Raw genomic sequence first — 24,718 nt, 5'->3', positions numbered from 1 at the left:
TAAATTTTTACTTCGCTTCAGCCCACGCGCGTTCAATTTCTTCGGCAAGGATCTTCACACCCGCCTCGATTTTATCCGGCTCCGGCACATAGTTCATGCGCATACATTGATGCGTGTGCGGCCACGGTTTATCAAGGCCTGGGAAGAAGTAGTCGCCCGGCACCATCAAAACGCCGCGCTTTTTCAGGCGCTGATAGAGCAATTCGGTAGAGATTGGCAGGTCTTTGAACCACAGCCACAGGAAAATTGCCCCCTCGGGTTTGTGGATCAGGCAGCGTTCAGGCGATAAATATCGGCGAATGATCGCTATCGTGTCCTGAACTCGCTGGTAATAAAACGGTTTGATTACCGTTTCAGACAAGCGCAGCAAATCGTTACGCTTAATCATCTCGCACGCCATCGCTGGGCCAACGCCACCCGGTGCCAGGCTGATGATGCCATTCATATTGCTGATAGCTGAGATGATTTTGTCATCGGCAATAATGATTCCGCATCGGCTACCCGGTAAACCCAGTTTGGACAGGCTCATACACAAGATGATGTTTGGATTCCACAGCGGGCGAGCTTCGCTGAAAATAATCCCCGGGAATGGAACGCCATAAGCGTTATCAATCACCAGTGGAATACCGTGCTGGTTGGCCAGCGCATCGAGTTTAATCAGCTCTTCATCGGTAATCACGTTGCCCGTCGGGTTGGTCGGGCGCGAGACGCAAATCATCCCGGTATCCGGGCCGATGCGCAGATGTTCAAAGTCTACGTGATATTTAAACTGGCCTTCCGGCAGCAGTTCGATGTTGGGACGCGTCGAGACAAACAGGTCTTCTTCGAGGCCGGAATCCGCATAGCCGATATATTCCGGCGCCAATGGGAACAACACCTTTTTAGTGCTGCCATCGGCATAACGACCCGCAAACAAATTAAATAAGTAGAAAAATGCACTCTGACTGCCATTTGTCAGTGCAATATTCTGTGGTGAGATATCCCAACCTAATTCTGTGCGCAGCATATCCGCAAGCGCGTCAAGTAACTCACTTTTCCCCTGCGGACCATCGTAATTGCATAGCGCATCGGTCATTTTCCCGTTTGCCAGCATGTCCGCCAGCAGATCCTGGAAATAGTCATTCATCGCAGGAATTTGCGCAGGATTACCGCCACCGAGCATGATAGCACCTGGTGTGCGCAGGCCGTCGTTGAGGTCCTCCATCAGGCGTGTAATGCCTGCATGGCGGGTAAATTTGTCGCCGAAAAGTGAAAACGTCATAACGTAGATCTGTCTTTGACCATCAAAAGAGGCTAACCATAACGCCGTAAAAGACGCGGTGCAAACGCATTAAGGATAGCCTCTTATCGGCAATATGCTGCTTATTGCGGCCTGGGCAGCACAGAATATTGCCTCGCCCTCCCCCTAACCCTCTCCCCCAGGAGAGGGAATATGATCGAGATGTTTTGACCTTCCCCTTCTCCTGCGGGAGAAGACCGGGATGAGGGCAATCAAGGATTCCCTGCCCACACCACCATCGCTTTGTCATCTGCGGATTCACGGCTAAAACCATAGCCCTCTTTCATATTCAGTGTGTTTTGTTTGCCCGCGCCAATGGCCGGATGGCGGGCACGGAACTGGCTGATTTTCTGCCAATGCGAGAGAGTTGCCAGATTTTGCCCCCAGTTCATATCGGAACGCGTGCCTTGCAGCGGGTCGGAACCGGTTGTGCCAAACGGACGTTCCGTCTCATCCCCGTAGAAAATCTGCACCGCGCCCGGTGCCAACAACAGCAGTTCCGCAGCACGCTGCCCCCCTTCACGGAACAATCGCGTATCGTGCGAAGAAAGGTAGCTAAGAACATTAAAATCCTGCAACTTAGTCGCCATTTGCTGCCAGGTGAGATCCATATCCGCCAAACAATCAACCGCTTTTGCCGCCTGCTCCTGATAATCAAAATTGATCATCGCGTCAAAGCCGCTGTTGTAGTAATCGCTTTTCATCACGCCGTGGCCCCAGGATTCTCCGGTCATCCAGAATGCTGCGTCATCCAGCTTCTTGTCTGGATTGGCTTTTTTCCATTCGGCAAGGGCAGCCACAGACTGATCTTTCAACTGCTGCCAACCTGCTTTCTCAACGTGTTTTGCCGTATCTACGCGGAAACCATCAATGCCGTAATCGCGCACCCATTGGCTAAGCCAGTGAGTCAGGTAATCACGCACGGTATAACCCGCAATACCTTTGGCGTGGGTGTCGGGTTTATGACGATAAAAGATCGGTAAACCCGCGGGTTGGGTGGATTCGGTTTTTAAGTCAGGCAAGAAGGCGAGCGACATCGTTAAGTCATCAAAACCCGGGCTGTCGTAGTTGCCAATATCGGTGCGGACCCAGTTTTTCCCCCACCAGTTTTGCCAGGCCGAGCTGTCACCGAAATTGATGTAATCATTGAAGGAATGCCAGCTTTGGCCAGGGCCAGGCTTCCAGTCAGTCCAGTGTTTGCCAAGCGTTTTTGTCAGTTCATCCCCCTTGAGATACAACGCACCGAACTGATATTCCTGCATATCAGCAAGTGTTGCGTAGCCGGTGTGGTTCATGACGATATCGAACAAAATACGGATACCCCGTTTGTGGGCTTCATCCACAAGCGTGCGCAACTCATCCTCAGTGCCCATGTTGGCGTCGAGTTTTGTCCAGTCCATGGTGTAGTAACCGTGGTAGGCGTAGTGCGGGAAGTCCCCTTTCGTTCCACCGCCCACCCAGCCATGAATTTGTTCCAGCGGCGAGCTTATCCATAATGCGTTAACGCCCAATCGCTGGAGATAATCGAGCTTCTGGGTTAATCCGGCCAGGTCTCCACCGTGAAACGTGCCAATTTCCTGCTGACCATCTTTGTGACGACCATAGCTGTTGTCGTTTTTCGGGTTGCCATTTTCAAAACGGTCAGTCAGCACAAAATAGACCGTGGCATTGTGCCAGCTAAACGGTGCGGGCTGTTGAGTGCTGGCAGATTCCAGCAGCAACAGACCGTTGCTGTTCGCCGCAGGCATCAGGGTAATCTGGCCCTGTTTGACCGTAGCCGTCGCCCCACTGTAAAAATCGCGTACTTCGCTGCCTTCAGCGAAAGTTTTACTGACATCCACGGTTAACGCTTTGCCATCCCATTTTGGGCATTGCCGGGTCACATCAACCGGAGCGGCTTGTGGTTCGCTTTTAACACTCAGGCTCAGCGTGGGAGTACCGCTGCGAGTGTCGATCTGCACCCGATATTGTCCTTCACGAAATAAGCGCCAGACGGGTGCCTCTCCCTCGCATAGCTTTAACGAAAGTGCCTGATTGAGCTTGATGGATTCCGCGGGCTGCCAACAGGCCTGGTCGAGTTTCAGACTCAGCGGGAGCGTCCCTTTCGCAAGCGTTGCCTCACTGACAAACACGCCGGGAGTTTGCTCTTTGAACGCCGGAATTCCAGGGGCTGTCCACGCAGCTTGCACAAGTCCTGGAAGCAGAAAAATCAAGAGAGGTAATTTATTCATAGGGTTAAGCTCGCGATGTTCTTTTATTCAGTGTGGCACTGTTTTTAATCGTAGAGTTCATCCCAAAAATGGATAGTTGGGGAGGAGATATCAGGGTGAGTGATGGCGTTATCAATTCAGTAAAATATGCGATAACCATCGCAAAATATGACACTTTTTGCCTTTAGAAGAAGTTCGCACGTGACATCATTTCAGAATAGGATTATTTCTTTTGGTGCTCGGGAGGTCTATTTTTGTTAGTATCTGCGTTCACTTTGTTCGAAATCCTTCACGAATAAGGCACTAGAAACGTAACGATCCGACCAGGAGATCTAATGATATCAACCCCAATCCGACGATTTGGGGCTGCGATACTTATGTTACTGACCTTCAGTTTTTCAACTGGGGTATTAGCAAGTACACATGAGCCAAAATCGCATAAAGCCCAATTAACTGCGAAAAAAAGCACGAATACACAAAGTAAGAAACTGGCAAGTAGTAAGAAAGAGTATTCTCGCAATAGTGAAATTGCATCGCTCCCTGATTTGCGAAAATACCCTTCCGGAACACCTAGAAAAAAAGCGTTTCTCCGGACGGTCATGCCATATATTACTAGTCAAAATGCAGCGATCACGGCTGATCGTAACTGGTTGGTTTCTAAGCAGTATGAGAAACACTGGTCACCGTCAGAGCGTACGCGTATGAAAGATATTACCAAGCGCTATAAAATTGCGTGGAATGGTAATACTAAACGCGTGCCGTGGAATCAGCTGATGGAAAAAGTGGACATCATTCCTACCAATATGGTGGCAACGATGGCCGCAGCCGAAAGCGGCTGGGGTACGTCTAAACTTGCGCGTAGTAATAACAACTTGTTTGGTATGAAGTGCAGTAAGCGCCATTGCAACAGCGAGCCTGGTAAAGTTAAAGGCTATTTGCATTACGATTCTGTTAAAGAAGGCGTTAACTCTTACGTAACAAATTTGAATACGCACCCGGCCTATAAATCTTTCCGTAAGTCGCGCGCTCAATTGCGTAAAGCGGATCAAGAAGTAACGGCCAGCAACATGATTCATAAGCTGAAAGGGTATTCCACAAAGGGTAATAGCTATAACAACTACCTATTTGCGATGTACCAAACCAATCAGCGTTTTATGACACCGAACTAATTAATTAAAATAAATTGTTAATAATAAGTAATAATTCACGCCTTCATATCGAAGGCGTTTTTTTTAATACCTACACTAATATTTCGCTGTAACGCTCGCGGTGTTCTTTCGGGGTCGCGTCATACTCTTTCTTGAATACAGAATAGAAATATTGCAGCGACGGATAACCGCACATCTGCGATATTTCATTGATCGACAACGAGGTAGAAACCAGCAGACTGCGCGCTTTTTCAAGCTTTTCGGCGTGAATCATCGCGTGGATTGTCTCCCCCACTTCCTCTTTAAAACGCTTCTCCAGGTTGGAACGTGAGATCCCCACCGCATCCAGCACCTGTTCGACTTTTATCCCTTTGCAGGCGTGATTGCGGATGTAATGCATAGCCTGAATCACTGCCGGGTCGTGCAAAGAACGATAATCCGTTGAGCGACGCTCGACCACGCGCACCGGCGGAACCAGAACTCGCTGTAAGGCGAGCGGCTCGTTATCCAGCAGGCGATGCAATAATTTGGCAGCCTGATACCCCATTTGCCGGGTGCCCTGCGCCACGGATGAAAGGGCCACTCGCGACAAATAGCGCGTCAGTTCTTCGTTATCAATGCCAATCACACACAGCTTTTCCGGCACCGGAATATGCAGATGTTCACAGACTTGTAGCAGATGGCGCGCACGCGCATCTGTCACCGCAATAATCCCGGTCTGTGGAGGCAGCGTTTGCACCCAATCAGCAAGGCGATTTTGCGCGTGCTGCCAGTTTTCTGGCGCGGTTTCTATCCCCTGATAAACCACACCACGATATTTTTCTTTCGCCACCAGTTGGTTAAACGCATATTCGCGCTCCATCGCCCAACGCTTTCCGCTGGAATTAGGTAAACCGTAGAAAGCGAAACGCTGAACGCCCTTCTCCTTGAGATGCAAAAACGCACTTTCCACTAACGCGCGGTTATCCGTCGCAATGTAATGCACAGGCGGATAGTGTTCAGGCCGGTGATAAGAACCTCCGACGCCGACAATAGGCACGTCGGCTCCTTCTAATAAACGCTGAATTTCTGCATCATCGAAATCTGCAATCACGCCATCGCCTAAACACTCTTTGATGTTATCGATGCGCGCGCGGAAATCTTCTTCGATAAAAATGTCCCACTCAGATTGAGACGCCTGCAAATATTCGCCGACCCCTTCCACCACCTGGCGGTCGTAGGCTTTATTGGCATTGAATAACAACGTAATGCGATGACGTTTCTCAAACATGTTTTCTTATTCCTGAAAAAAGCCCGTATGTGCAATACCATAATTGCAAAAATGCCGGGCAATCTTCCCCCGGCACTGTGATCATTTGCACACTCTACGCTCTGCGTTTGGTTGCCGAATCCATCCACACCGCCAGCAGCAAAATCGCCCCTTTGACGATGTACTGCCAGAACGTGGGAACGTCCATCATGCTCATTCCGTTATCCAGAGAAGCCATGATAAACGCCCCCATCACGGCGCCCGCAACACTCCCTACACCACCCGCAAGACTCGTACCGCCAATCACACATGCCGCGATAGCATCAAGTTCAGCAATGTTCCCGGCTGACGGGGAGCCAGCTCCCAAACGTGAGCTTAGAATCAACCCGGCAATCGCAACCATGAGCCCATTGATGGCAAAGACGGCCAATTTGGTACGCTCTACATTAATACCAGACAGTCGCGCAGCTTCGATATTGCCGCCAATCGCATAAATACGCCGACCAAATGCGGTGCGGGTCGCCATAAACATTCCCGCCAACAGTAGTAACGTCAGCAGCAGTACTGGTGTTGGCACACCGCGATAATCATTGAGCAACCAGATTGCACCTAACACGATCACCGCAGTCACTGCCTGGCGCCCGACAACGCCTGTTGATGCCGATGTTGCCAGCCCTAGTGCCTGGCGGCGGATACGCATTCGCCATTGCCAGGCAACAAAAATGACCAGCCCTAATGTACCGATACCAAAGCCAAGGCCGTCCGGCAGATAACTTTGACCGATTTGTGACATATCGGCGCTGGTAGGCGAAACGGTGGTGCCGTTAGTAATACCGATCAATACGCCGCGAAACGCCAGCATTCCGGCGAGGGTGACAATAAATGAAGGGACTTTACGATAAGCCACCCACCAACCATTCCACGCTCCCAGAACCAGCCCCAGGGCCAGCGTCACAACGATGGTCAGCGGTAGCGGCCATCCTAACCAGACATCGAAAATCGCCGCCACACCACCCAACAAGCCCATCATCGATCCAACGGAAAGGTCAATTTCTGCCGAGATAATGACGAACACCATCCCAACGGCCAGGATCCCCGTGATCGCCGTCTGGCGCAGCAGGTTAGATACGTTTCTGGCACTGAGGTAAGCGCCTTCGGTAGTCCAGGTGAAGAAGAGCATAATCACCACAATCGCGGCAATCATGACAAAAACCTGGAGGTTAAGCGCCCGCAACCCCGCTAATGGTGAAGCCGTAGGTGCCGTGAGTTTCAGTTCAGACGGGTTGGTTTTCGACATGCTTTTCACTCCTCAGTGCGGCTTCCATGACTTGCTCCTGGGTCAAATTGTTATTCACCAGGTCAGCTTTGATGCGCCCTTCATGCATCACCAACACTCGGTCGCTCAGACCCAGCACTTCTGGTAATTCTGATGAGATAACGATGACCGCAATGCCTTGTTGCACCAGTTGGTTGATAAGTTTGTAGATTTCATATTTCGCGCCGATATCAATGCCGCGCGTGGGTTCATCCAGAATCAGGATGCGGGGATTGAGCAACAAACAGCGCGCCAGAATCGCTTTTTGTTGATTCCCCCCGCTCAGGCGGCCAATCGCAAGCTCCGGCGACGACGTTTTAACTTTGAGCCGCTGAATGGACTGCAGAATGCAGTTAAGTTCTGCGGCATCATCCAGATGAGTTAACGCGCCTGAAAATTGGCTCAATGCGGCAAGTGTGATGTTTTGCCCCACCGCCATCACCGGCACGATGCCATCTTTTTTTCGATCTTCAGGCACCATCGCAATACCATGCGCAATGGCTTGCTGGCAGCTACCAATAGTGACCTGTTTGTTATCGATGAAAATGCGGCCTTCAGATTTGCCGGGCCAGACACCAAATAAGCATTGAACCGCTTCGGTTCGCCCTGCGCCAACAAGCCCGGCAATGCCCAGAATTTCGCCTTTATGCAGTGAAAACGAAATGTCGTTCACCCGTTTAATTTGCCGGTTTACCGGATGCCAGGCGGTAAGATGTTCAACACGCAGAATTTCATCGCCAGTCTGGTGCGGCTCATTGGGGTAAAGCGCCGTAAGCTCGCGCCCCACCATCATGGTGATGATGTCTTCTTCACGAAGCAGTGCCGCATCACGGGTGCCGATATGTTGGCCGTCGCGGATGACGCAGATGGTGTCGGAAATCGCTTTAACTTCATTGAGTTTATGGGAGATATAAACACAGGCGATGCCGTGCGCTTGCAGGTCACGAATAATCCCCAACAGCACTGCCGTTTCTTGCTCGGTTAACGAGGCGGTAGGTTCATCCAGAATGAGCAAACGCACTTGTTTATTCAATGCCTTGGCAATCTCTACCAGCTGTTGCTGACCCAGCCCAAGCGACCCCACGCGCGTATCCGGAGAAATATTTAAACTCACCTGCGCGAGCAATTTTTGGCTTCTGAGCGTCATGCTGTCGTAGTCCAGCACGCCGCCGCGCGACATCTCTGCGCCGAGGAAAATATTCTCCAGAACAGTCAAATGCTTAACCAGCGCCAGCTCCTGGTGAATGATCGCAATACCTTTGCGCTCAGTATCACGGATATGGCTCGCCTGAAGCTTTTCTCCGGCAAACCAAATCTCACCCTCGTAGCTGCCGAAGGGATAAATGCCACACAGTACTTTCATCAGTGTGGATTTGCCGGAACCGTTCTCGCCACAAAGCGACATCACTTCACCGGAATCCACTGACAGACTGACATTATCGACCGCCTTCACAACGCCGAAGGTTTTGGTGATATTTTTCATTTCCAGTAAACAAGGCATAACCACTCCTTTACCTGTTTTAAGGGTGGGTATCGCCCGTGACAAAGCACGGGCGCAGGGGCTATAGCTCGTTCTTTTTGTGGAAACCGTCAGCCACAACGGTGCTGTCGATATTGGCTTTGTCGACTTCGATTGGTGTCAGAAGGCGTGAAGGGACATCTTTAACGCCGTTATTAAGAGTGGCATCGGAAGCGGGTTGCTTGCCTTCACCTAATTCCACGGCAATTTCAGCGGCTGTATTCGCAAGCTTGGTGATGGGCTTATAAACCGTCATGGTTTGCGTACCGGCAATGATACGTTTCACACCGGCTAAATCCGCATCCTGGCCGGAAATCGCCACTTTACCCGCCAGCCCTTGAGCACTTAGCGCCTGGATTGCCCCACCTGCCGTAGCATCGTTTGACGCCACAACGGCATCAATTTTATTGTTATTCGCCGTCAGCGCATTCTCCATAATTTTCAATGCGTTCTCAGGCAACCATCCATCAGCCCATTGGTCGCCGACGACTTTTATTTTCCCACTATCAATATAAGGTTTTAATACTTTCATCTGCCCTTCGCGGAATAACTTGGCATTATTATCAACTGGCGAACCGCCCATCAAAAAATAATTACCAGAAGGGACTTTATTAACAATACTTTGAGCCTGGAGTTCACCGACTTTTTCATTATCAAAGGAAATATAATAATCAATATCGGCATTATTAATCATGCGGTCATAAGCTAATACTTTTATCCCCTCTCTTTTGGCTTCCGCGATGACGTTACTCAACACCTGGCCGTTATAAGGAATAATAACAAGCACATCTACGCCACGGTTGATCATGTTTTCTATTTGCGACATTTGCGTTTCTTCGTTGCCATTAGCCGACTGAACAAAGACTTTTGCCCCCAAAGATTCGGCTTTTTTAACAAAGATATCGCGGTCTTTCTGCCAGCGCTCGAGGCGTAAATCATCGATCGCCATGCCGATCTTAACTTCTTTTGCGATGCTGCAGGTGCTGGTTAGAACGATTGAGGCACACAACGTTAGTAAGAGGTTCTTAATCTTCATTCTCATTTTTTTATACCTGTGTAGGGTGGAATAAATCGGATTAAAAATTATTAACATCTGTTGACCGAATGGAATTGTTGTCCGTGAATGCCATTCCAGCAATTATAGATTTTTATCTTCTCGTTACGTTTTTTGGTTTAATTGCTAATTTATGATGGCGATCGAGTTTTAATTTAACAAATTTATTTGTTGCGCTATTTACTGGAATAACACTCGAAATATTTATCCAGGTATTTTTGCGAGACAGCGCACATTTGAGCATTCTCTTAATCACAGTGTGAAATAACGTAATTGAGCAACGTCCGTGGAAAATACAGGATGGTTACAGAAGCGCTTACTTGCCGTCCCCTAAGAATACGGAGTCAATTATGCAGACCTATTTCGACCAACTTGAACGCGTACGTTTTGAAGGCCCTAAAACCGCTAACCCGTTGGCGTTTCGCCACTACAACCCGGATGAAATCGTGCTGGGTAAACGTATGGAAGAACACCTGCGCTTTGCTGCTTGTTACTGGCATAACTTCTGCTGGAATGGTGCAGATATGTTTGGTGCCGGTTCTTTCGAACGCCCGTGGCAGCAAGCTGGCGACGCATTAGGCCTGGCAAAACTCAAAGCGGATGTTGCCTTCGAATTCTTCCACAAACTGAATGTTCCGTATTACTGCTTCCATGATGTGGATGTCTCACCAGAAGGGGCATCACTGAAAGAGTACTTGAACAATTTCGCCCAAATGACCGAAGTGCTGGCGCAAAAGCAGCAGGAAAGCGGCGTGAAATTGCTGTGGGGTACTGCCAACTGCTTTACCAATCCTCGTTATGGTGCAGGCGCGGCCACCAGCCCAGACCCGGAAGTCTTCTCCTGGGCCGCAACGCAAGTCGTTACCGCGATGAATGCGACTCATCAATTGGGCGGCGAAAACTATGTGCTGTGGGGCGGGCGTGAAGGCTACGAATCACTGCTCAATACCGATTTACGTCAGGAGCGTGAGCAAATTGGCCGCTTCTTACAGATGGTGGTTGAGCACAAACACAAAATTGGTTTCCGCGGCACATTGCTCATCGAACCTAAACCACAAGAACCTACCAAGCATCAGTACGATTACGATGTTGCAACGGTCTACGGCTTCCTGAAGCAGTTCGGCCTGGAAAAAGAGATAAAAGTTAATATTGAAGCGAACCACGCGACACTTGCAGGGCACTCTTTCCATCATGAAATCGCCAGCGCAATTGCGTTGGGCATCTTCGGCTCCGTCGATGCTAACCGTGGCGATCCACAACTGGGTTGGGATACAGACCAGTTCCCGAACAGCGTGGAAGAAAACTCACTGGTGATGTACGAAATTCTGAAAGCAGGTGGTTTCACCACGGGTGGCCTGAACTTTGACGCCAAAGTACGTCGTCAAAGCACCGATAAGTACGACCTGTTCCATGGTCATATTGGTGCGATGGATGTGATGGCGCTGTCGCTGAAAATTGCCGCTCGCATGATTGAGGATGGTGAACTGGATAAGCGCGTTGCGAAGCGTTATGCCGGTTGGAATGGTGAACTGGGTCAGCAAATTCTGAAAGGCCAAATGTCACTTTCACAGATTGCACAGTACGCTGAACAGCATAACCTGAATCCGCAGCATCAGAGCGGTCGCCAGGAATTACTGGAAAACCTGGTTAATCACTACCTGTTTGATAAGTAAGTTTACTGTTCGATTTTTCACGACTTCCCGCGCTACGGTTTACGTAGCGCGGTCATAAGGAACGGCCACTATGTACATCGGAATCGATCTCGGAACATCGGGTGTGAAGGTGATTTTGCTTGGAGAGCAAGGCCAGGTATTGGCTTCAAAGACTGAAACGCTGACGGTGTCCCGTCCGCATCCGTTATGGTCGGAGCAAGATCCTGAGCACTGGTGGCAAGCAACAGACCGGGCAATGAAAGCCCTCGGCGAGCAGCACTCTCTTAAAGATGTGAAAGCGCTGGGGATTGCTGGACAGATGCACGGTGCAACACTGCTCGATAGCCAGCAGAACGTACTGCGCCCGGCGATTTTGTGGAACGACGGCCGCTGTGGAGAAGAGTGCACCTTGCTGGAAGCAAGCGTGCCTGGCTCACGCGAAATCACGGGCAACCTGATGATGCCGGGATTCACCGCGCCCAAATTGCTTTGGGTGAAACGCCATGAGCCTGACGTATTTTCGAAAATAGATAAGGTCCTGCTGCCGAAGGATTATTTGCGACTGCGCATGACCGGCGTTTTTGCCAGCGATATGTCAGATGCCGCAGGTACTATGTGGCTGGATGTCGCGAAGCGAGACTGGAGCGACAGCATGCTCGATGCATGCCAGCTGAGCCGCAAGCATATGCCTGATTTATTCGAGGGCAGTGAAATTACCGGCACGTTGAAAGCTGATGTCGCTCAGGCGTGGAATATGCCTGCGGTGCAAGTCGTTGCTGGCGGTGGCGATAATGCTGCGGGTGCCGTCGGTGTCGGCATGATGGATATTGGACAAGCGATGTTATCGCTCGGCACTTCAGGCGTTTACTTCGCGGTCAGTGATGGTTTTCGCAGTAAACCAGAAAGTGCCGTTCACAGCTTCTGCCATGCTTTACCCCATCGCTGGCATCTGATGTCGGTGATGCTTAGCGCCGCATCGTGTCTCGATTGGGCAGCTCAATTAACGGGTCTGAGTAACGTTCCGGCATTGCTGGCTGCCGCCGAAAGCGCGAATCAAGATGCAGGAGATATCTGGTTCCTTCCGTATCTGTCTGGCGAGCGCACTCCGCACAACAATCCCCAGGCAAAAGGCGTTTTCTTCGGCCTGACGCATCAGCATGGGCCAGCAGAACTGGCTCGCGCCGTGCTTGAGGGCGTGGGTTATGCATTAGCTGATGGGATGGATGTCGTGCATTCCTGCGGCGTCACGCCACAAAGTGTCACACTGATTGGCGGCGGCGCGCGTAGCCCGTACTGGCGGCAAATGCTGGCAGATATCAGTGGGCAAACGCTGGATTATCGTACCGGAGGAGATGTCGGCCCAGCTCTTGGTGCGGCTCGCCTGGCGCAAATTGCGATGTCGCCGGATAAGCCACTGCAGGCGTTGTTACCGCAGCTACCGCTTGAGCAACAGCATAAACCTGACGTGGCACGACATGAGCATTACAAAACGCGTCGTAAAGTGTTTAACCAGATTTATCAGCAGTTGTTGCCACTGATGTCGTGAGGATTGTTTAGCGTTGAATGGATAGCCCTGGCGCTTCGCCAGAGCTATCTACGTATTACGACAGTAGCGAGAAAGCAATCATCCCGACTACCGCACCGGTAGTCCCGAGGATGGTTTCCATCATGGTCCAGGTTTTCAGGGTTTGCCCCTCAGTGGCACCGGTAAACTTACCGAAAAGCCAGAAACCCGCGTCATTGACGTGACTCACAACGATAGAACCGCCTGCGATACAGATCGACAATGCGGCCATTTGTGCGCCGCTGTAGTTAAGCTGTTCGATGACAGGCATCACCAGGCCAACGGCGGTCAGACAGGCAACGGTTGCAGAACCCTGAATGATACGCACCGCAGCCGCCAGCACGAAGCAGGTCAACGCAATTGGCAAGCCCAGGCCTGTCAGCGCTTCGCCCAATGCCGGGCCAACACCTGAATCCACCAGCACTTGTTTGAATACGCCACCCGCGCCGATAACCAGCAGGATGATGCCCGCCGGTTGCAGCGCGTGGCCACAGATTTCCATTACCTTCTCTTTCGCCATCCCCTGGCGATACGCCAGACCGTAAATCGCCACCAGGCAGGCAACCAGAATCGCAGTGAACGGGTGGCCGATAAATTCAAGCCATTCGTACAGCGTGGAGCCCTGCTCGACGAAGCGCGCAGCGATGGTTTTCATACCGACCAACACCAGCGGCAGTAGGATCAGCGAAAGACTGAAACCGAACGATGGCAACTTGCCTTCGCCCAGATGCGGCTCGGTGATGTCGTCAGGAATGTGCAGCTCGACGTATTTGCTGATGAAGTTACCAAATAGCGGCCCCGCAATAATCATGCTCGGAATTGCAGCACACAGGCCCAGCAGGATCATCCAGCCAAAATCGGCGTGCATCTGGGAGGCCAGCAGCATAGGCGCAGGCCCAGGCAGCAGAAATGCCGCCGCCGCTGCAACGCCTGCAAACAGAGGAATAACCAGTTTAACGAGATTAGTGCCGGTGTGGCGCGCCATAGAAAAGGCCACGCTAATAAGCAGCACAATCGCGACTTCGAAGAACAACGGCAGCGCACAAATCAGGCCTGCCAGGCCAATCGCATAGTGAGCGCGACTGTGGCCGAAAGACTTCAGCATTTTGACCGCAATCTGGTCTACCGCGCCGGTTTCATGAAGGATCTTGCCAAACATCGCGCCGAGCGCGACCACGATAGCCAGGAAGCCAAGCGTCCCGCCCATCCCTTTTTCCATGGTTGCCGCGATTTTATCGAGCGGCATCCCGGAAAATATCCCTGCACCAATGGAAACCACCATCAAAGCAACGAAGGCGTGCATCCGCGCCTTCATCACTAAAAATAACAGCAGTAAAACAGAGCCAACTGCTGTTAAAACAAGCGTTAATGTACTCACTACACCCGGCCTTTATTAATCACATCAATAGTGCTGGCCACGACACCTTCAAGAGGTTGGTCGATATCCACCACCATCACATCAGCTTCATCAGACTGAGGTTCTTGCAACGTTTCAAACTGAGTCACCAGCATTTGCGTTTTGAAGAAGTGACCTTTACGCGCTTTCAGGCGGTTTTCAATCACCTCGAAATCGCCTTTCATGTAGATGAAGGAGAGATTTGGATTACCGTCGCGTAATTGGTCGCGATAGACTTTTTTCAGCGCAGAGCAAACGATCAGCGAGACTTTGTTGGTGCGCTGCATGGCGAAAGCCGCATCGTTTAATGCTTGCAGCCACGGCTTGCGATCTTCATCGTTGAGTGGCTCACCGGACGCCATTTTCATGATGTTGCAACGTGGATGCAGGAAGTCACCGTCAAGGAATGCCGCGTTGAGTTGGTGTGCAACTTCACTAGCAACAGCAGATTTACCGCTGCCAGAGACGCCCATCAGGACGTAAATGTGGTGGTCATGGTTGGTAGTACTCATAGCGTAGCTCCGACTGGCGCAGTAGATTGTTACGGGTAACTGTTATCGGTAACATTGTCAGGAGAGCATTCGCAATTAGCAATAACCATTCACTTAAAAAGTGAATAAGTGTGAACTAAATCAAAAAATATGGCGCAAATAATCTGAGTTGCAGCCGATGTGCCTGCAACTTGACGGCGCGGCGTTAAATTGAGCCACCAGGCGACAACGTAAAGCCTAAATCTAACATCTGCGGCGTGACCGTTTCGCCACGAATTCTCGCCAGCAATCGCTCAGCACCAATGCGACCCATACGTTCACGCGGCGTTAACACGCTGGCAAGACGCGGTTCCATGACCTGGCCAATATCGTGACCGTGGAAACCAGCAATCGCCATATCTTTTGGAATACTCAGACCCTGGCGTTGGCATTCAAATGCCGCACCGATGGCTAAGTCATCGTTCGTACAGAAGATACTGTCGAGCTGCGGATATTCACGACGCGCCTGGCGGAACAATTCGATACCGGTGGAATAAGAAGAAGATTGTTCGACCATCACACTGTATGGCACAAGGCCCGCGTCATGCATCGCTTGCTCGTACCCTTTTTTCTTGATGACGGTACGCTCATCCAGACGAGCGCCAAGATAAGCGACGTGGTGGTGACCGCGAGCAATAATCGCCGCTGTCATCTGACGTGCCGCTTCGAAGTTATCAAACCCTACGGCGATATCGAGACAAGGGGAAATGCTGTCCATCAATTCCACGACGGGAATACCCGCCACTTCGATCATTTTCAAAGTGCGCGGCGTATGCGTGCGTTCGGTGAGGATCAGACCGTCGATATTCCAGGAAAGCATCGACTCCAGACGCTCTTCTTCTAACTCCGGTTTATAACCGTAGTGCGCGAGCATGGTCTGATAGCCGTAAGCATCAATCACGTTTTCAATGCCTCGCAGCACTTCAGCAAAAACCTGGTTGGTCAGCGAGGGCAATAACACGCCGATTGCGCGGCTTGTTGAGTTTGAAAGGATGTCAGGTGCGCGGTTTGGAATATAGCCAAGTTCATCAAGGGCTGCGGCAATTTTCACCTGTAACGCGGCAGAAACCTGATCAGGGTTACGTAAAAAGCGACTGACCGTCATTTTGGTTATGCCAACGCGATCTGCAACGTCCTGTAATACCGGTCTTTTCTTTTTCATTATTTTGCTGTGGGAGTTAGCTATCGACAGCAAAGTTTAGCACGGACAAGGCACATCCTTCCCCTTAAAAGGAGAAGGATGTGACGGGTAACGATTAGACTGGCGGCAAATCAAACAACAGAACTTCACTGGCTTCGTTGGCATGAATAGAAATCGCTTGTTCATCCCACACAGCGATGGCATCGCTGGTTTTCGCCTGAGTGCCATTGATAGACACATCGCCTTTCACGACCTGAATCCAGATGCGGCGGTCTGCCGGGATCTGATAAACAGACTGTTCGTCTTTTGCCAGAGCCCAACGGGACAATTCCATATCCTGGTTCACTTTCAACGAACCGTCACGCGCATCCGGCGAAAGCACCAGTTGGCGGCCCTGCGGCGCATCAAAACGGCGCTGATCGTAACGCGGCGTGATGCCTGTTTTTTCCGGCATGATCCAGATTTGGTACAAACGCAGACGCTCGGTTTTACTTGGGTTGTACTCGGAATGAGTAATCCCGGTACCGGCGCTCATAATCTGGAATTCGCCCGCTGGAACTTTTTCTTCGTTACCCATGCTGTCCCGATGCGCCACCGCACCTTCCAGCACATAGGTCAGGATTTCCATGTCTTTGTGTGGGTGAGTACCAAAACCTTCACCCGCTTCCACCACATCTTCGTTAATCACACGTAACGCCGAGAAACCCATGAAATTGGCATCGTAATAGTTGGCAAATGAGAAGGTATGCCAGCTGTCCAACCAACCATGATTCGCGTGACCACGTTCTTCAGCTTTTCTTAAGTAGATCATCTTCATTTCTCCGCAATTCGTTTGATGGGCTAAGTGTGGACCCGAATCGGAAATGATCATAGAGGGTGAAAATTGACGCCTCTGTTCAAAAAAAGTGAACGAGTATGAGGCGTCTGATGAGGGCTACGCGAGGGTCACGACAGAAGGCGAAGGCTGTTCAAAGCCGCGTTCGAGGATCTCGAGGTTGGTCAGAGCTTCAATTTCTCTGACGTAATTAGGTTTCCCATGAACAATGGTTTCATACAGCGCGTCGTACACACGCCCGTAGTCACCCTGCTCCGGTTTTATCTCTTCGCGCACGGTTTCGCCCGCGTCATTGACGTATTCCAGCACACCGACGCTGCTGTCTGCCGCAAAACCCGGTTCGCCCGGCATGATATACGCCTTCAGGCTGGTTTCTTGTTGGTCGATACCGTATTTCACATACGAGCCTTTGGTGCCGTGAACCTGGAATTTCGGGTAATCGATTTTCACCAGATGGCTCGTTTTAACGATGGCTTTCAGGTCGCCGTAGAAAAGCTGCGCTTCGAATGTATCGTCTGGATTGGCTTTATTGCGCACGCTACGAATATCGTAAGCGACGCGATCCGGGCGGCCAAACAACGAGATGATTTGGTCCATGGTGTGCACGCCAAGACCATAAAATGCGCCATCAGCGGGTAAGCCTGGTTTGGTTTCCGCAACCGGGCGATACATATCAAAGTGGCTTTCGATTTCGACAATCTCACCCAACTTGCCGCTTTCGATGGCTTTTTTCATCGTCAGGAAGCAGGAGTCAAAACGGCGATTCTGATACGGCGTAACGGTCAGCCCTTTGGATTTAGCCAGTTCATACAGCTCTTTCGCTTCGGCAAGTGTCGGGGTGAAGGGTTTTTCCACCAGCACGTTTTTGCCCGCTTCCAGCGCGCGTTTCGCGTATTCGAAATGGCTATCCTGATGGGTACAAACCACCACCAGTTTGACCTGCGGGTCGTTCAAAATGTCATCAAGTTGGCTGGTAAAATGAATGTGGCTGTATTGCGGTTGCTGCTCGATTTCCGGTTTTTCGTGACGGCGGAAAATATGCGCAACGTTAATTTTATCTTTACGAACCAAAACGTAAGGGAGGTGATAGCGGGTGGTGCTTTTGCCAAAACCAATAAAAGCGCAGTGTAGGGTCATTGCTTCGTCCTTTTGACTTTGAATTGCAATTACCCTACTCGATTCAGTGGCAGTTGGCGACGACCTATATTCCCGATTTAGCCACAGTGGTTTACCGGTCGGCCGTCGACGTCGCAGCCAGTTTGTTCTCGGCCAGCGCGGAGAAACCGGAGCGTACTTAAAGTACGTGAGGATTTCGAGCACTGCCCGAGGGCAAAATGGCAAGTAAGTCAGGCCGAAAAACACTCAAAAAAAAGCCAGCACTAGGCTGGCTAAAGTAATACTGGAAGCAATGTGAGCAATGTCGTGCTTTCAGGATGTCTCCGTAGGGGTCTCCCCTGAACGCATGGCAATAATAATCATTATCATTCGCACTTGTCTACTTTTTTTTAGAAAAAGAGAGCTGTTGACGAAAAATAAAAAATCAATAATGTTGAAAGGGTTACCTAACCATTTGAGGAGAAAAGGAATGAGCGAGATCGTAGTGCGTCACGCGGAAATCAACGATGCGCAAGCATTGCAGCAAATTTATGCCCAACCGGCGCTGTACCGCGACACACTACATATTCCTCATCCAGCGCTTGCACTTTTCACCGAGCGTGTGACCGAACTAAAACCCGGTAGCCGCAACCTTGTGGCGTGCATAGACGAAAAAGTTGTAGGGCAACTGATGCTAGCAGTGGAACAAAACCCACGCCGCAGCCATGTGGCAACTTTTGGCATAGGAGTAGACAGCAATTATCAGGGAAGAGGCGTGGCGACAGCATTACTGGCCGCAATGACAGACCTGTGCGATAACTGGCTGCGCATCGAACGTATTGAGCTGACGGTGTTTGTTGATAACGAACCCGGCGTTGCGGTGTACCGCAAATTCGGTTTTGAAATTGAAGGCACCGGCAAAAACTACGCGTTACGCGATGGGCAGTATGTAGATGCCTATTTTATGGCGCGGTTTAAGCCGACTGCGAAGTAACAGTATCAGGGGAGCTCGCCTCCCCTGATTGTTATTTATTTTTTACCAGTACAGCCTGACTGCTGTAGTTTTTCGGGAAATACTGCTGCAAGTCTTTAATTTTCGGTAAATCGTTAATCACAATGTACGGGTAATCAGGATTATCGTTTAAGAAGTTTTGATGGTAAGCCTCCGCCGGATAGAAATGCGCGTTGCTTTCCACTTTCGTCACTACCGGTTTGTCGTAACTGTGGCTGCCATTCAGTTGGGCGATATACGCTTTAGCCACTTCAGCCTGCTCTGAATTCAACGGAAATACTGCAGAACGGTACTGCGTGCCCGTATCCGGACCTTGCCTGTTTAACTCGGTTGGGTTGTGCCCCACCGAAAAGAAGATATGCAGCAGTTCACCGTAAGTAACCTGCGTCGGATCGTAAGTGACCTGCACGGTTTCCGCGTGTCCCGTATCGCCACCGCTCACTTGTTCATAACTCGCGGTCTTAGCATCACCACCGGCATAACCCGATACCGCATTAGTCACCCCTTTAACATGCTGGAAGACCCCCTGAATTCCCCAGAAACAGCCACCAGAAAATAGCGCGGTTTCACTATGTGAAGTGCCTGGCGCTTCATCACGAACAGGCGCAGGGATAACCACTGCGGATTCCGCCCCACCCCATGACCAGGCATTGGTCTGAAAGACAAAGGCAGATGCCACGATCAGGCCTGCAATCAGGCTGTAATGACGAACGCTTTTCCGAGTCGTTTTCATAGAGAAGCTCACTTATCATTTATGTCTGGCTCAAGTCGCTTTCGGGGTGAATGTCATCGCAAGGCCATTCATGCAGTAACGCAGGCCTGTGGGTTTCGGTCCGTCGTCGAATACATGCCCGAGATGTCCGCCGCAGCGGCGGCAGTGCACTTCGTCGCGTACCATGCCAAACGAAGTATCCCGGCTAGTGAGTGCAGCATTAGGTAGCGGCTGCCAGAAACTTGGCCAGCCGGTATGGCTGTTGAATTTCGTCTCTGACGAAAATAGCGGGAGCTTGCAGCCCGCACAGGCAAATTCCCCTGGACGATGTTCGTCATTCAACGGACTGGAATAAGGAGGCTCAGTCCCAGCTTCACGCAAAATATAATATTGCGCGTCGCTCAACCGCTGATGCCATTGTTCGTCGCTTAGGCTGACTTCGAATTTTTCGGCCTGTGCCTGAGCAATCGCCTTACGAGGAAACAGTGATGGCAGCAGCCCCATTAACGCCACACCTGAAACGATGCCGCTACCCAGCAGGAAATTACGTCTGTTGATCATTATTGTTTTACCTCTGCCCGCTTTTGGTAAAACCAGACTACAAAACAACAGATCACCGAATCCTCTCGGAAAGTTAACTTTTTTGGGACAACTGGAAGGGCATGGAGCGCCCTCACCCCGACCCTCTCCCACAGGAGAGGGAGAAAACCGGCCAGGGTGAGGGGAAAACCAGTCAGTCCCCTCTCCTTTTGGGAGAGGGTTAGGGTGAGGGGAAAAACTTAATAACCCGCAGTTAGATCATCCACAGAACGCGGGTCGGACGCACCATACAGTGTGCCATCTGGCCCCACCATAATGCTCTGCGTACTGCCCATCGCTTCTTTCACTTCGACTTTCTGCCCTTTTTCTTTCAGCAGTTTGAGCGTGTCCGGGCTAAAGCCTTTTTCGACTCTCAGTTCATCTGGCAACCATTGATGATGGAAGCGCGGCGCATTGGTCGCTTCGGCGACGTTCATTCCATAATCGACAGTGTTCATCACCATTTGCAGCACAGTTGTGATGATTCGACTACCGCCTGGGCTACCCGTTACCAGCCAGGTTTTCCCGTCTTTCACCACGATAGTCGGCGACATTGACGACAATGGGCGTTTATGTGGCCCAACGGCGTTGGCATCACCACCCACCAGCCCGTAAACGTTCGGCACGCCAGGTTTAGCGGAGAAGTCATCCATTTGGTTGTTCATCAGGATGCCGGTATTTCCCGCCACGATGCCAGTACCGAACACGGTATTCAGGGTGTAAGTCACCGCCACGGCGTTGCCGTCTTTATCCACCACCGAGAAATGCGTGGTCTGGTTACTTTCATACGGCGCGAGTTTACCCGGCTTAATGTCACTCGACGGGCGCGCTTTATTGATATCGATCTGTTCAGCCAGCGATTTGGCGTAGGCTTTGTTGGTCAGCGCCTGCCACGGCACTTTGACAAAGTCAGGGTCGCCGAGATATTCCGAGCGATCGGCATAGGCATATTTTTCCGCTTCAGCCGTTAACTGCATCGCATCGGCGCTGCCAAAACCGTATTTGGCGAGGTCGAAGTTTTCCAGAATATTGAGGATTTCCACAATGTGGATACCGCCTGAAGACGGTGGCGGCATGGAGAAAATCTCGTAACCACGGTAATCACCGCTAATTGGCGCACGCTCAACTGCCTTGTAATTCGCCAGATCCGCCTTGCTAATCAGGCCGCCGTTTTTTGCCATTTCTTCGGCAATCTGGTCAGCAATCGCCCCTTTATAGAATGCATCAGGGCCATTTTCAGCAATCATTTCCAGGCTTTTGGCGAGGTTGGTTTGCACCAGTTTGTCGCCTTTTTGCAGGGGTTCACCGTCTGCTTTCCAGAAAATAGCCTTGCTGTTGGGGTGATTAGGGAGAACTTCCGCGCCGTAAACCTTCAAGTCTTCAGCCAGCGCATCGTTCACGGTAAAACCGTCCTGCGCAAGCTTGATCGCCGGTTGGATAACCTTGTTCAGCGGCAGCGTGCCATATTTTTCCAGCGCCATGGAGAAGCCCGCCACGGTGCCCGGCGTGCCAGACGCAAGGTGAGAAGTCAGAGATTTTTTGCTGTCAGCGTTGCCGGAGCTGTCCAGGAACATATCGCGCGAGGCTTTTTCTGGTGCCATTTCGCGGAAATCAATGGCAGTCGTTTTACCGTCTTTAGTCCGCAACATCATGAAACCGCCACCGCCGATATTCCCCGCCTGCGGATGGGTGACCGCCAGCGCAAAACCGACCGCAACGGCCGCATCGACGGCATTCCCACCTTGTTTCAGAATATCGACACCGACTTGCGTAGCCAGCGAGTCTTGTGAGGCAACCATGCCATTTTGTGTCTGAACCGGATGATGGACATCCGCTTCCACACCGTAGGAAACGGGCGGAGGTGCCGCACCAACGGATAAGCACAGGCCGATTACCAGCGCCGGAATCGCCATCCAGCGTATTTTGTTCCACTGCTTCATCGTTATTTTCTCCATGATTTTCAGGGGTCAATCCCCTAAATAGCCTGGTTCATAAATCCGAAATAATCTTCGTAACCATGGAAAACGATTAAACTTAGTAGATCCCCCAAATGGAGGAAGTGACGATCATGAAAAAAATAATACTACTGGCGGCATTGCTGCCATTGACCTGTTTGGCACAGCCGATTAATACCCTGAATAATCCAAATCAGCCGGATTATCGGAATCCAAGTCAGCAACGGATGCAGCAGCAAATGCAAACACAGCAGACTCAGCAAAAAGGGATGTTAAATCAGCAGTTACAGACACAAACTCGTGTACAGCAACAGCATCTTGAAGCGCAGATAAATAACAATTCACAGCAGGATGTTTTTAAGGTGAAAAAAAACTTTCCCACTGATCTGGATGTTGGGAATCAGCAGGTTTTACCTAATAACAATGGTGGAATGTTAAGTGGTGGTAGTAGCACAAGCGGTAGCCAGGACCACATGCTGCAACCGAAAACCAATGGCAGCATGTTGAACCCGCACGCTAATTCGGTGCCGCTTCAGCCGAGTATTCCGTTGAAAACTATTGGACCATGAAAATATTCCCCTCACCCTAACCCTCTCCCCATAGGGGCGAGGGGACTTCCTTTTCTCCCTCTCCTGTGGGAGAGGGTTGGGATGAGGGCAAGCGGATTACAGATTAAAGCCGGGGCCGATTTGGTCGATACGGTCGGTACAGATGGTATCCACTCCCCAGCGCAGCAGCGTTGCTGCTCGTTGGGGTACATTCACCGTATAAACCAGAATATGTAATCCCGCCGCTTTGAGCTCTTGCACCCGCGCTTCATCCAGCAATTTATGGTTCAGGTGAATAGAAACGCAGCCCAGACGCGTCGTCAGCTCACGCCAGTCATCACGCCAGTCATCTAACAATAACCCACGCGGTAATTGTGGAGCGGCAACCTGTGCCGCTTCCAGCGCCTCGATAGAAAACGACGATAACAACGGCGCCGTTTGCCCCTGCCATAATTCAAGGGCTGCCAGCGCGATAACCTTTCCTGTTTCTGCGTCGGTGCCGGTAGTCGGTTTAATTTCTATGTTTGCCATCATCGCGTGTTGTTTACAACGCGCCGCAACCTGCGAAAGCAGGGGTAATGGCTCGCCGGCAAACTCACCGCTAAACCAACTTCCGGCGTCAACGTTCAGCAATTTATCCCACGGTAAATCGCCCGCGACTCCCCAGCCGTTACTGGTGCGCTCCAGAGTGTCGTCATGCAGCAGGAAAATTTGCCCGTCTTGTGAAAGCTTGGCGTCGAACTCAATCATGGTGTGGCCGTAACGCGCACCGATATCAATCGCCGCCAGAGTATTTTCCGGTGCCAGTTTGCCGCCGCCGCGATGGGCTGCGATTTTTGGGTAAGGCCAGTGATTCATAAACGTTGTCCATTTTCTCTGTCAAAGAAATGCAGATGATTTTCAGGCAGATGCAGCCACAAAGTGCTGCCAGGTTGGGGTCGATTTTGATGCGCCAGGCGCACCACCATTTTTTGCTCGCCCCAACGCCCATGCACCAGATTATCTGCACCCAGCATCTCCAGCGTGTCCACCATAAAAGGCACTCCGCCTGCGGCTTGTGAGCTTAACGCAATATGTTCCGGCCGGATACCCAGCGTCACCGCCCGGCCCTGATACGAATTTTGCGTCCTTCCCAAAGGTAATGCCATCCCGCCTGCAAGCTCAAAACGCGTGCCGTCTGCGCTGATACTCCCTTCAAGCAAGTTCATGGCTGGCGAGCCGATAAAACTCGCCACAAAACGAGTGGCCGGGCGTTCGTAAACTTCTACAGGTGTACCGATTTGCTCAGCGACACCTTTGTTCATCACCATCACGCGCTGCGCCAGCGTCATGGCTTCTACCTGATCGTGGGTGACGTACAAACTGGTCGTTTTCAGGCGGCGATGTAATTGCTGTAGTTCGAGGCGCATTTGTACGCGCAGTTTGGCGTCGAGGTTTGAGAGCGGTTCGTCGAACAAGAACACCGCAGGATCACGCACGATGGCGCGCCCCATGGCGACACGCTGGCGTTGACCGCCGGAAAGCTCGCGTGGGCGACGTTTGAGTAAACCATCAAGCTCCAGAATACGTGCCGCTTCCACCACTTTCTGCTGAATATGCGCTTTGCCCATACCGCGGATTTTCAGCCCCCACGCCATGTTTTCTTCCACGCTCATGTGCGGATAAAGTGCGTAGTTCTGGAACACCATCGCGATGCCGCGCTCTTTCGGTTCCATTTCAGTGACACGCTGCCTGTCAATCCAGATATCACCACTGGTGACGCGTTCAAGCCCGGCCACCATACGCAGCAATGTCGATTTACCGCAGCCAGAAGGCCCGACCATCACGATAAACTCACCGTCTGCCACATCCAGCGTCAGCGGCTGAATCACCTGGGTTTTGTTGTCCCAACTTTTGCTTACTGCCTGTAATTTCAGACCTGCCAT

At 51.1% G+C, this 24,718-nt stretch carries 21 protein-coding genes; 5 read left to right on the top strand and 16 right to left on the bottom strand.

Translation table 11 applies throughout. The features are described from left to right. Positions 1–7 precede the first annotated feature (7 nt). Both avtA and OH773_RS00725 read right to left on the bottom strand, forming a co-directional pair. The gene (avtA, locus tag OH773_RS00730; RefSeq protein ID WP_270142135.1) at positions 8–1,261 is read right to left on the bottom strand and encodes a valine--pyruvate transaminase; all 1,254 of its coding nucleotides are present in this window, start codon (positions 1,259–1,261) and stop codon (positions 8–10) included. A 230-nt stretch (positions 1,262–1,491) separates the two neighbouring features. Beyond that, positions 1,492–3,510: an alpha-amylase gene (locus OH773_RS00725; protein WP_270142133.1), complete on the bottom strand. Its 2,019-nt coding sequence runs from the start codon at positions 3,508–3,510 to the stop codon at positions 1,492–1,494. Positions 3,511–3,824: 314 nt separating this feature from the next. Here OH773_RS00725 and OH773_RS00720 point away from each other — a divergent pair, with 314 nt between their 5' ends. Further along, positions 3,825–4,658: a protein bax gene (locus tag OH773_RS00720; RefSeq protein WP_270142130.1), complete on the top strand. Its 834-nt coding sequence runs from the start codon at positions 3,825–3,827 to the stop codon at positions 4,656–4,658. A gap of 70 nt (positions 4,659–4,728) precedes the next feature. On the opposite strand, the gene xylR is transcribed toward OH773_RS00720, so the two are convergent. The 4 genes from xylR to xylF form a co-directional block, all read right to left on the bottom strand. Then, entirely contained in the window at positions 4,729–5,907 is a 1,179-nt protein-coding gene (gene xylR / locus OH773_RS00715; RefSeq protein ID WP_270142128.1) for a D-xylose utilization transcriptional activator XylR, read from the bottom strand. Between the two features lie 94 nt (positions 5,908–6,001). Next, entirely contained in the window at positions 6,002–7,183 is a 1,182-nt protein-coding gene (gene xylH, locus OH773_RS00710; RefSeq protein WP_270142126.1) for a xylose ABC transporter permease XylH, read from the bottom strand. Continuing rightward, the gene (locus tag OH773_RS00705) at positions 7,161–8,702 is read right to left on the bottom strand and encodes a xylose ABC transporter ATP-binding protein (RefSeq protein ID WP_270142124.1); all 1,542 of its coding nucleotides are present in this window, start codon (positions 8,700–8,702) and stop codon (positions 7,161–7,163) included. The genes xylH and OH773_RS00705 overlap by 23 nt, the downstream gene beginning before the upstream one ends. Positions 8,703–8,763: 61 nt before the next feature. Next, positions 8,764–9,756, bottom strand: coding sequence for a D-xylose ABC transporter substrate-binding protein (gene xylF, locus OH773_RS00700; RefSeq protein WP_270146017.1), 993 nt, complete (start codon positions 9,754–9,756; stop codon positions 8,764–8,766). Between the two features lie 368 nt (positions 9,757–10,124). Between xylF and xylA the strand changes: the two genes are divergently transcribed. Together xylA and xylB are read left to right on the top strand one after the other, a co-directional pair. Next, positions 10,125–11,447: a xylose isomerase gene (gene xylA, locus OH773_RS00695; protein ID WP_270142122.1), complete on the top strand. Its 1,323-nt coding sequence runs from the start codon at positions 10,125–10,127 to the stop codon at positions 11,445–11,447. A 70-nt stretch (positions 11,448–11,517) separates the two neighbouring features. After that, positions 11,518–12,972, top strand: a complete 1,455-nt coding sequence (xylB, locus tag OH773_RS00690; RefSeq protein ID WP_270142119.1) for a xylulokinase — start codon at positions 11,518–11,520, stop codon at positions 12,970–12,972. Between the two features lie 55 nt (positions 12,973–13,027). Here xylB and gntU read toward each other — a convergent pair whose 3' ends face one another. The 5 genes from gntU to OH773_RS00665 all read right to left on the bottom strand — a co-directional run bounded on the left by gntU (position 13,028) and on the right by OH773_RS00665 (position 18,029). Beyond that, positions 13,028–14,368 carry a gluconate transporter gene (gntU, locus tag OH773_RS00685; RefSeq protein ID WP_270142117.1) on the bottom strand — a complete coding sequence of 447 codons (1,341 nt, stop codon included), beginning with the start codon at positions 14,366–14,368 and terminating at the stop codon, positions 13,028–13,030. After that, complete coding sequence (gene gntK, locus OH773_RS00680) at positions 14,368–14,898, bottom strand: gluconokinase (protein ID WP_270142112.1); 531 nt, start codon at positions 14,896–14,898, stop codon at positions 14,368–14,370. Before gntK ends, gntU begins: the two co-directional genes overlap by 1 nt. A gap of 184 nt (positions 14,899–15,082) precedes the next feature. Further along, entirely contained in the window at positions 15,083–16,078 is a 996-nt protein-coding gene (gene gntR / locus OH773_RS00675; RefSeq protein ID WP_183272171.1) for a gluconate operon transcriptional repressor GntR, read from the bottom strand. Between the two features lie 94 nt (positions 16,079–16,172). Then, complete coding sequence (locus OH773_RS00670) at positions 16,173–16,868, bottom strand: pirin family protein (protein ID WP_270142109.1); 696 nt, start codon at positions 16,866–16,868, stop codon at positions 16,173–16,175. Between the two features lie 123 nt (positions 16,869–16,991). Further along, positions 16,992–18,029, bottom strand: coding sequence for an oxidoreductase (locus OH773_RS00665; protein ID WP_270142107.1), 1,038 nt, complete (start codon positions 18,027–18,029; stop codon positions 16,992–16,994). A gap of 448 nt (positions 18,030–18,477) precedes the next feature. Here OH773_RS00665 and yhhY point away from each other — a divergent pair, with 448 nt between their 5' ends. Beyond that, positions 18,478–18,981 carry an N-acetyltransferase gene (gene yhhY, locus OH773_RS00660; protein WP_270142104.1) on the top strand — a complete coding sequence of 168 codons (504 nt, stop codon included), beginning with the start codon at positions 18,478–18,480 and terminating at the stop codon, positions 18,979–18,981. A gap of 31 nt (positions 18,982–19,012) precedes the next feature. Here yhhY and msrA read toward each other — a convergent pair whose 3' ends face one another. The 3 genes from msrA to ggt form a co-directional block, all read right to left on the bottom strand. Then, on the bottom strand, positions 19,013–19,732 hold the full coding sequence (gene msrA / locus OH773_RS00655; RefSeq protein ID WP_270142102.1) for a peptide-methionine (S)-S-oxide reductase MsrA: 720 nt from the start codon (positions 19,730–19,732) through the stop codon (positions 19,013–19,015). A gap of 30 nt (positions 19,733–19,762) precedes the next feature. Beyond that, complete coding sequence (gene msrB / locus OH773_RS00650) at positions 19,763–20,272, bottom strand: peptide-methionine (R)-S-oxide reductase MsrB (RefSeq protein WP_270142100.1); 510 nt, start codon at positions 20,270–20,272, stop codon at positions 19,763–19,765. A 218-nt stretch (positions 20,273–20,490) separates the two neighbouring features. After that, positions 20,491–22,230, bottom strand: coding sequence for a gamma-glutamyltransferase (gene ggt / locus OH773_RS00645; protein ID WP_270142098.1), 1,740 nt, complete (start codon positions 22,228–22,230; stop codon positions 20,491–20,493). A gap of 128 nt (positions 22,231–22,358) precedes the next feature. Here ggt and OH773_RS00640 point away from each other — a divergent pair, with 128 nt between their 5' ends. Next, entirely contained in the window at positions 22,359–22,814 is a 456-nt protein-coding gene (locus tag OH773_RS00640) for a DUF2756 family protein (protein ID WP_270142096.1), read from the top strand. Between the two features lie 96 nt (positions 22,815–22,910). Here OH773_RS00640 and ugpQ read toward each other — a convergent pair whose 3' ends face one another. Beyond that, entirely contained in the window at positions 22,911–23,651 is a 741-nt protein-coding gene (gene ugpQ, locus OH773_RS00635) for a glycerophosphodiester phosphodiesterase (protein WP_270142094.1), read from the bottom strand. Next, entirely contained in the window at positions 23,648–24,718 is a 1,071-nt protein-coding gene (locus OH773_RS00630) for a sn-glycerol-3-phosphate import ATP-binding protein UgpC (protein WP_270142092.1), read from the bottom strand. The genes ugpQ and OH773_RS00630 overlap by 4 nt, the downstream gene beginning before the upstream one ends.

Origin of the sequence: Buttiauxella sp. WJP83, from assembly GCF_027594725.1 — a bacterium.
In the GTDB taxonomy this organism is placed as follows: Bacteria; Pseudomonadota; Gammaproteobacteria; order Enterobacterales; family Enterobacteriaceae; genus Buttiauxella; species Buttiauxella selenatireducens.
The sequence above is the reverse complement of the archived record's forward strand: the minus strand, read 5'-3'. Positions and strand labels throughout refer to the sequence as shown.

Bases quoted from the DNA above. Each gene is read 5' to 3' on its own strand.
- OH773_RS00725 (WP_270142133.1), bottom strand. From the start codon at position 3,510: ATGAATAAATTACCTCTCTTGATTTTTCTGCTTCCAGGACTTGTGCAA.
- OH773_RS00640 (WP_270142096.1), top strand. From the start codon at position 22,359: ATGAAAAAAATAATACTACTGGCGGCATTGCTGCCATTGACCTGTTTG.
- yhhY (WP_270142104.1), top strand. From the start codon at position 18,478: ATGAGCGAGATCGTAGTGCGTCACGCGGAAATCAACGATGCGCAAGCA.
- gntR (WP_183272171.1), bottom strand. From the start codon at position 16,078: ATGAAAAAGAAAAGACCGGTATTACAGGACGTTGCAGATCGCGTTGGC.
- OH773_RS00720 (WP_270142130.1), top strand. From the start codon at position 3,825: ATGATATCAACCCCAATCCGACGATTTGGGGCTGCGATACTTATGTTA.
- ugpQ (WP_270142094.1), bottom strand. From the start codon at position 23,651: ATGAATCACTGGCCTTACCCAAAAATCGCAGCCCATCGCGGCGGCGGC.
- msrB (WP_270142100.1), bottom strand. From the start codon at position 20,272: ATGATCAACAGACGTAATTTCCTGCTGGGTAGCGGCATCGTTTCAGGT.
- xylB (WP_270142119.1), top strand. From the start codon at position 11,518: ATGTACATCGGAATCGATCTCGGAACATCGGGTGTGAAGGTGATTTTG.
- xylA (WP_270142122.1), top strand. From the start codon at position 10,125: ATGCAGACCTATTTCGACCAACTTGAACGCGTACGTTTTGAAGGCCCT.
- OH773_RS00630 (WP_270142092.1), bottom strand. From the start codon at position 24,718: ATGGCAGGTCTGAAATTACAGGCAGTAAGCAAAAGTTGGGACAACAAA.
- avtA (WP_270142135.1), bottom strand. From the start codon at position 1,261: ATGACGTTTTCACTTTTCGGCGACAAATTTACCCGCCATGCAGGCATT.
- msrA (WP_270142102.1), bottom strand. From the start codon at position 19,732: ATGAAAACGACTCGGAAAAGCGTTCGTCATTACAGCCTGATTGCAGGC.
- OH773_RS00670 (WP_270142109.1), bottom strand. From the start codon at position 16,868: ATGATCTACTTAAGAAAAGCTGAAGAACGTGGTCACGCGAATCATGGT.
- OH773_RS00665 (WP_270142107.1), bottom strand. From the start codon at position 18,029: ATGACCCTACACTGCGCTTTTATTGGTTTTGGCAAAAGCACCACCCGC.
- OH773_RS00705 (WP_270142124.1), bottom strand. From the start codon at position 8,702: ATGCCTTGTTTACTGGAAATGAAAAATATCACCAAAACCTTCGGCGTT.
- xylF (WP_270146017.1), bottom strand. From the start codon at position 9,756: ATGAAGATTAAGAACCTCTTACTAACGTTGTGTGCCTCAATCGTTCTA.
- gntK (WP_270142112.1), bottom strand. From the start codon at position 14,898: ATGAGTACTACCAACCATGACCACCACATTTACGTCCTGATGGGCGTC.
- xylH (WP_270142126.1), bottom strand. From the start codon at position 7,183: ATGTCGAAAACCAACCCGTCTGAACTGAAACTCACGGCACCTACGGCT.
- xylR (WP_270142128.1), bottom strand. From the start codon at position 5,907: ATGTTTGAGAAACGTCATCGCATTACGTTGTTATTCAATGCCAATAAA.
- ggt (WP_270142098.1), bottom strand. From the start codon at position 22,230: ATGAAGCAGTGGAACAAAATACGCTGGATGGCGATTCCGGCGCTGGTA.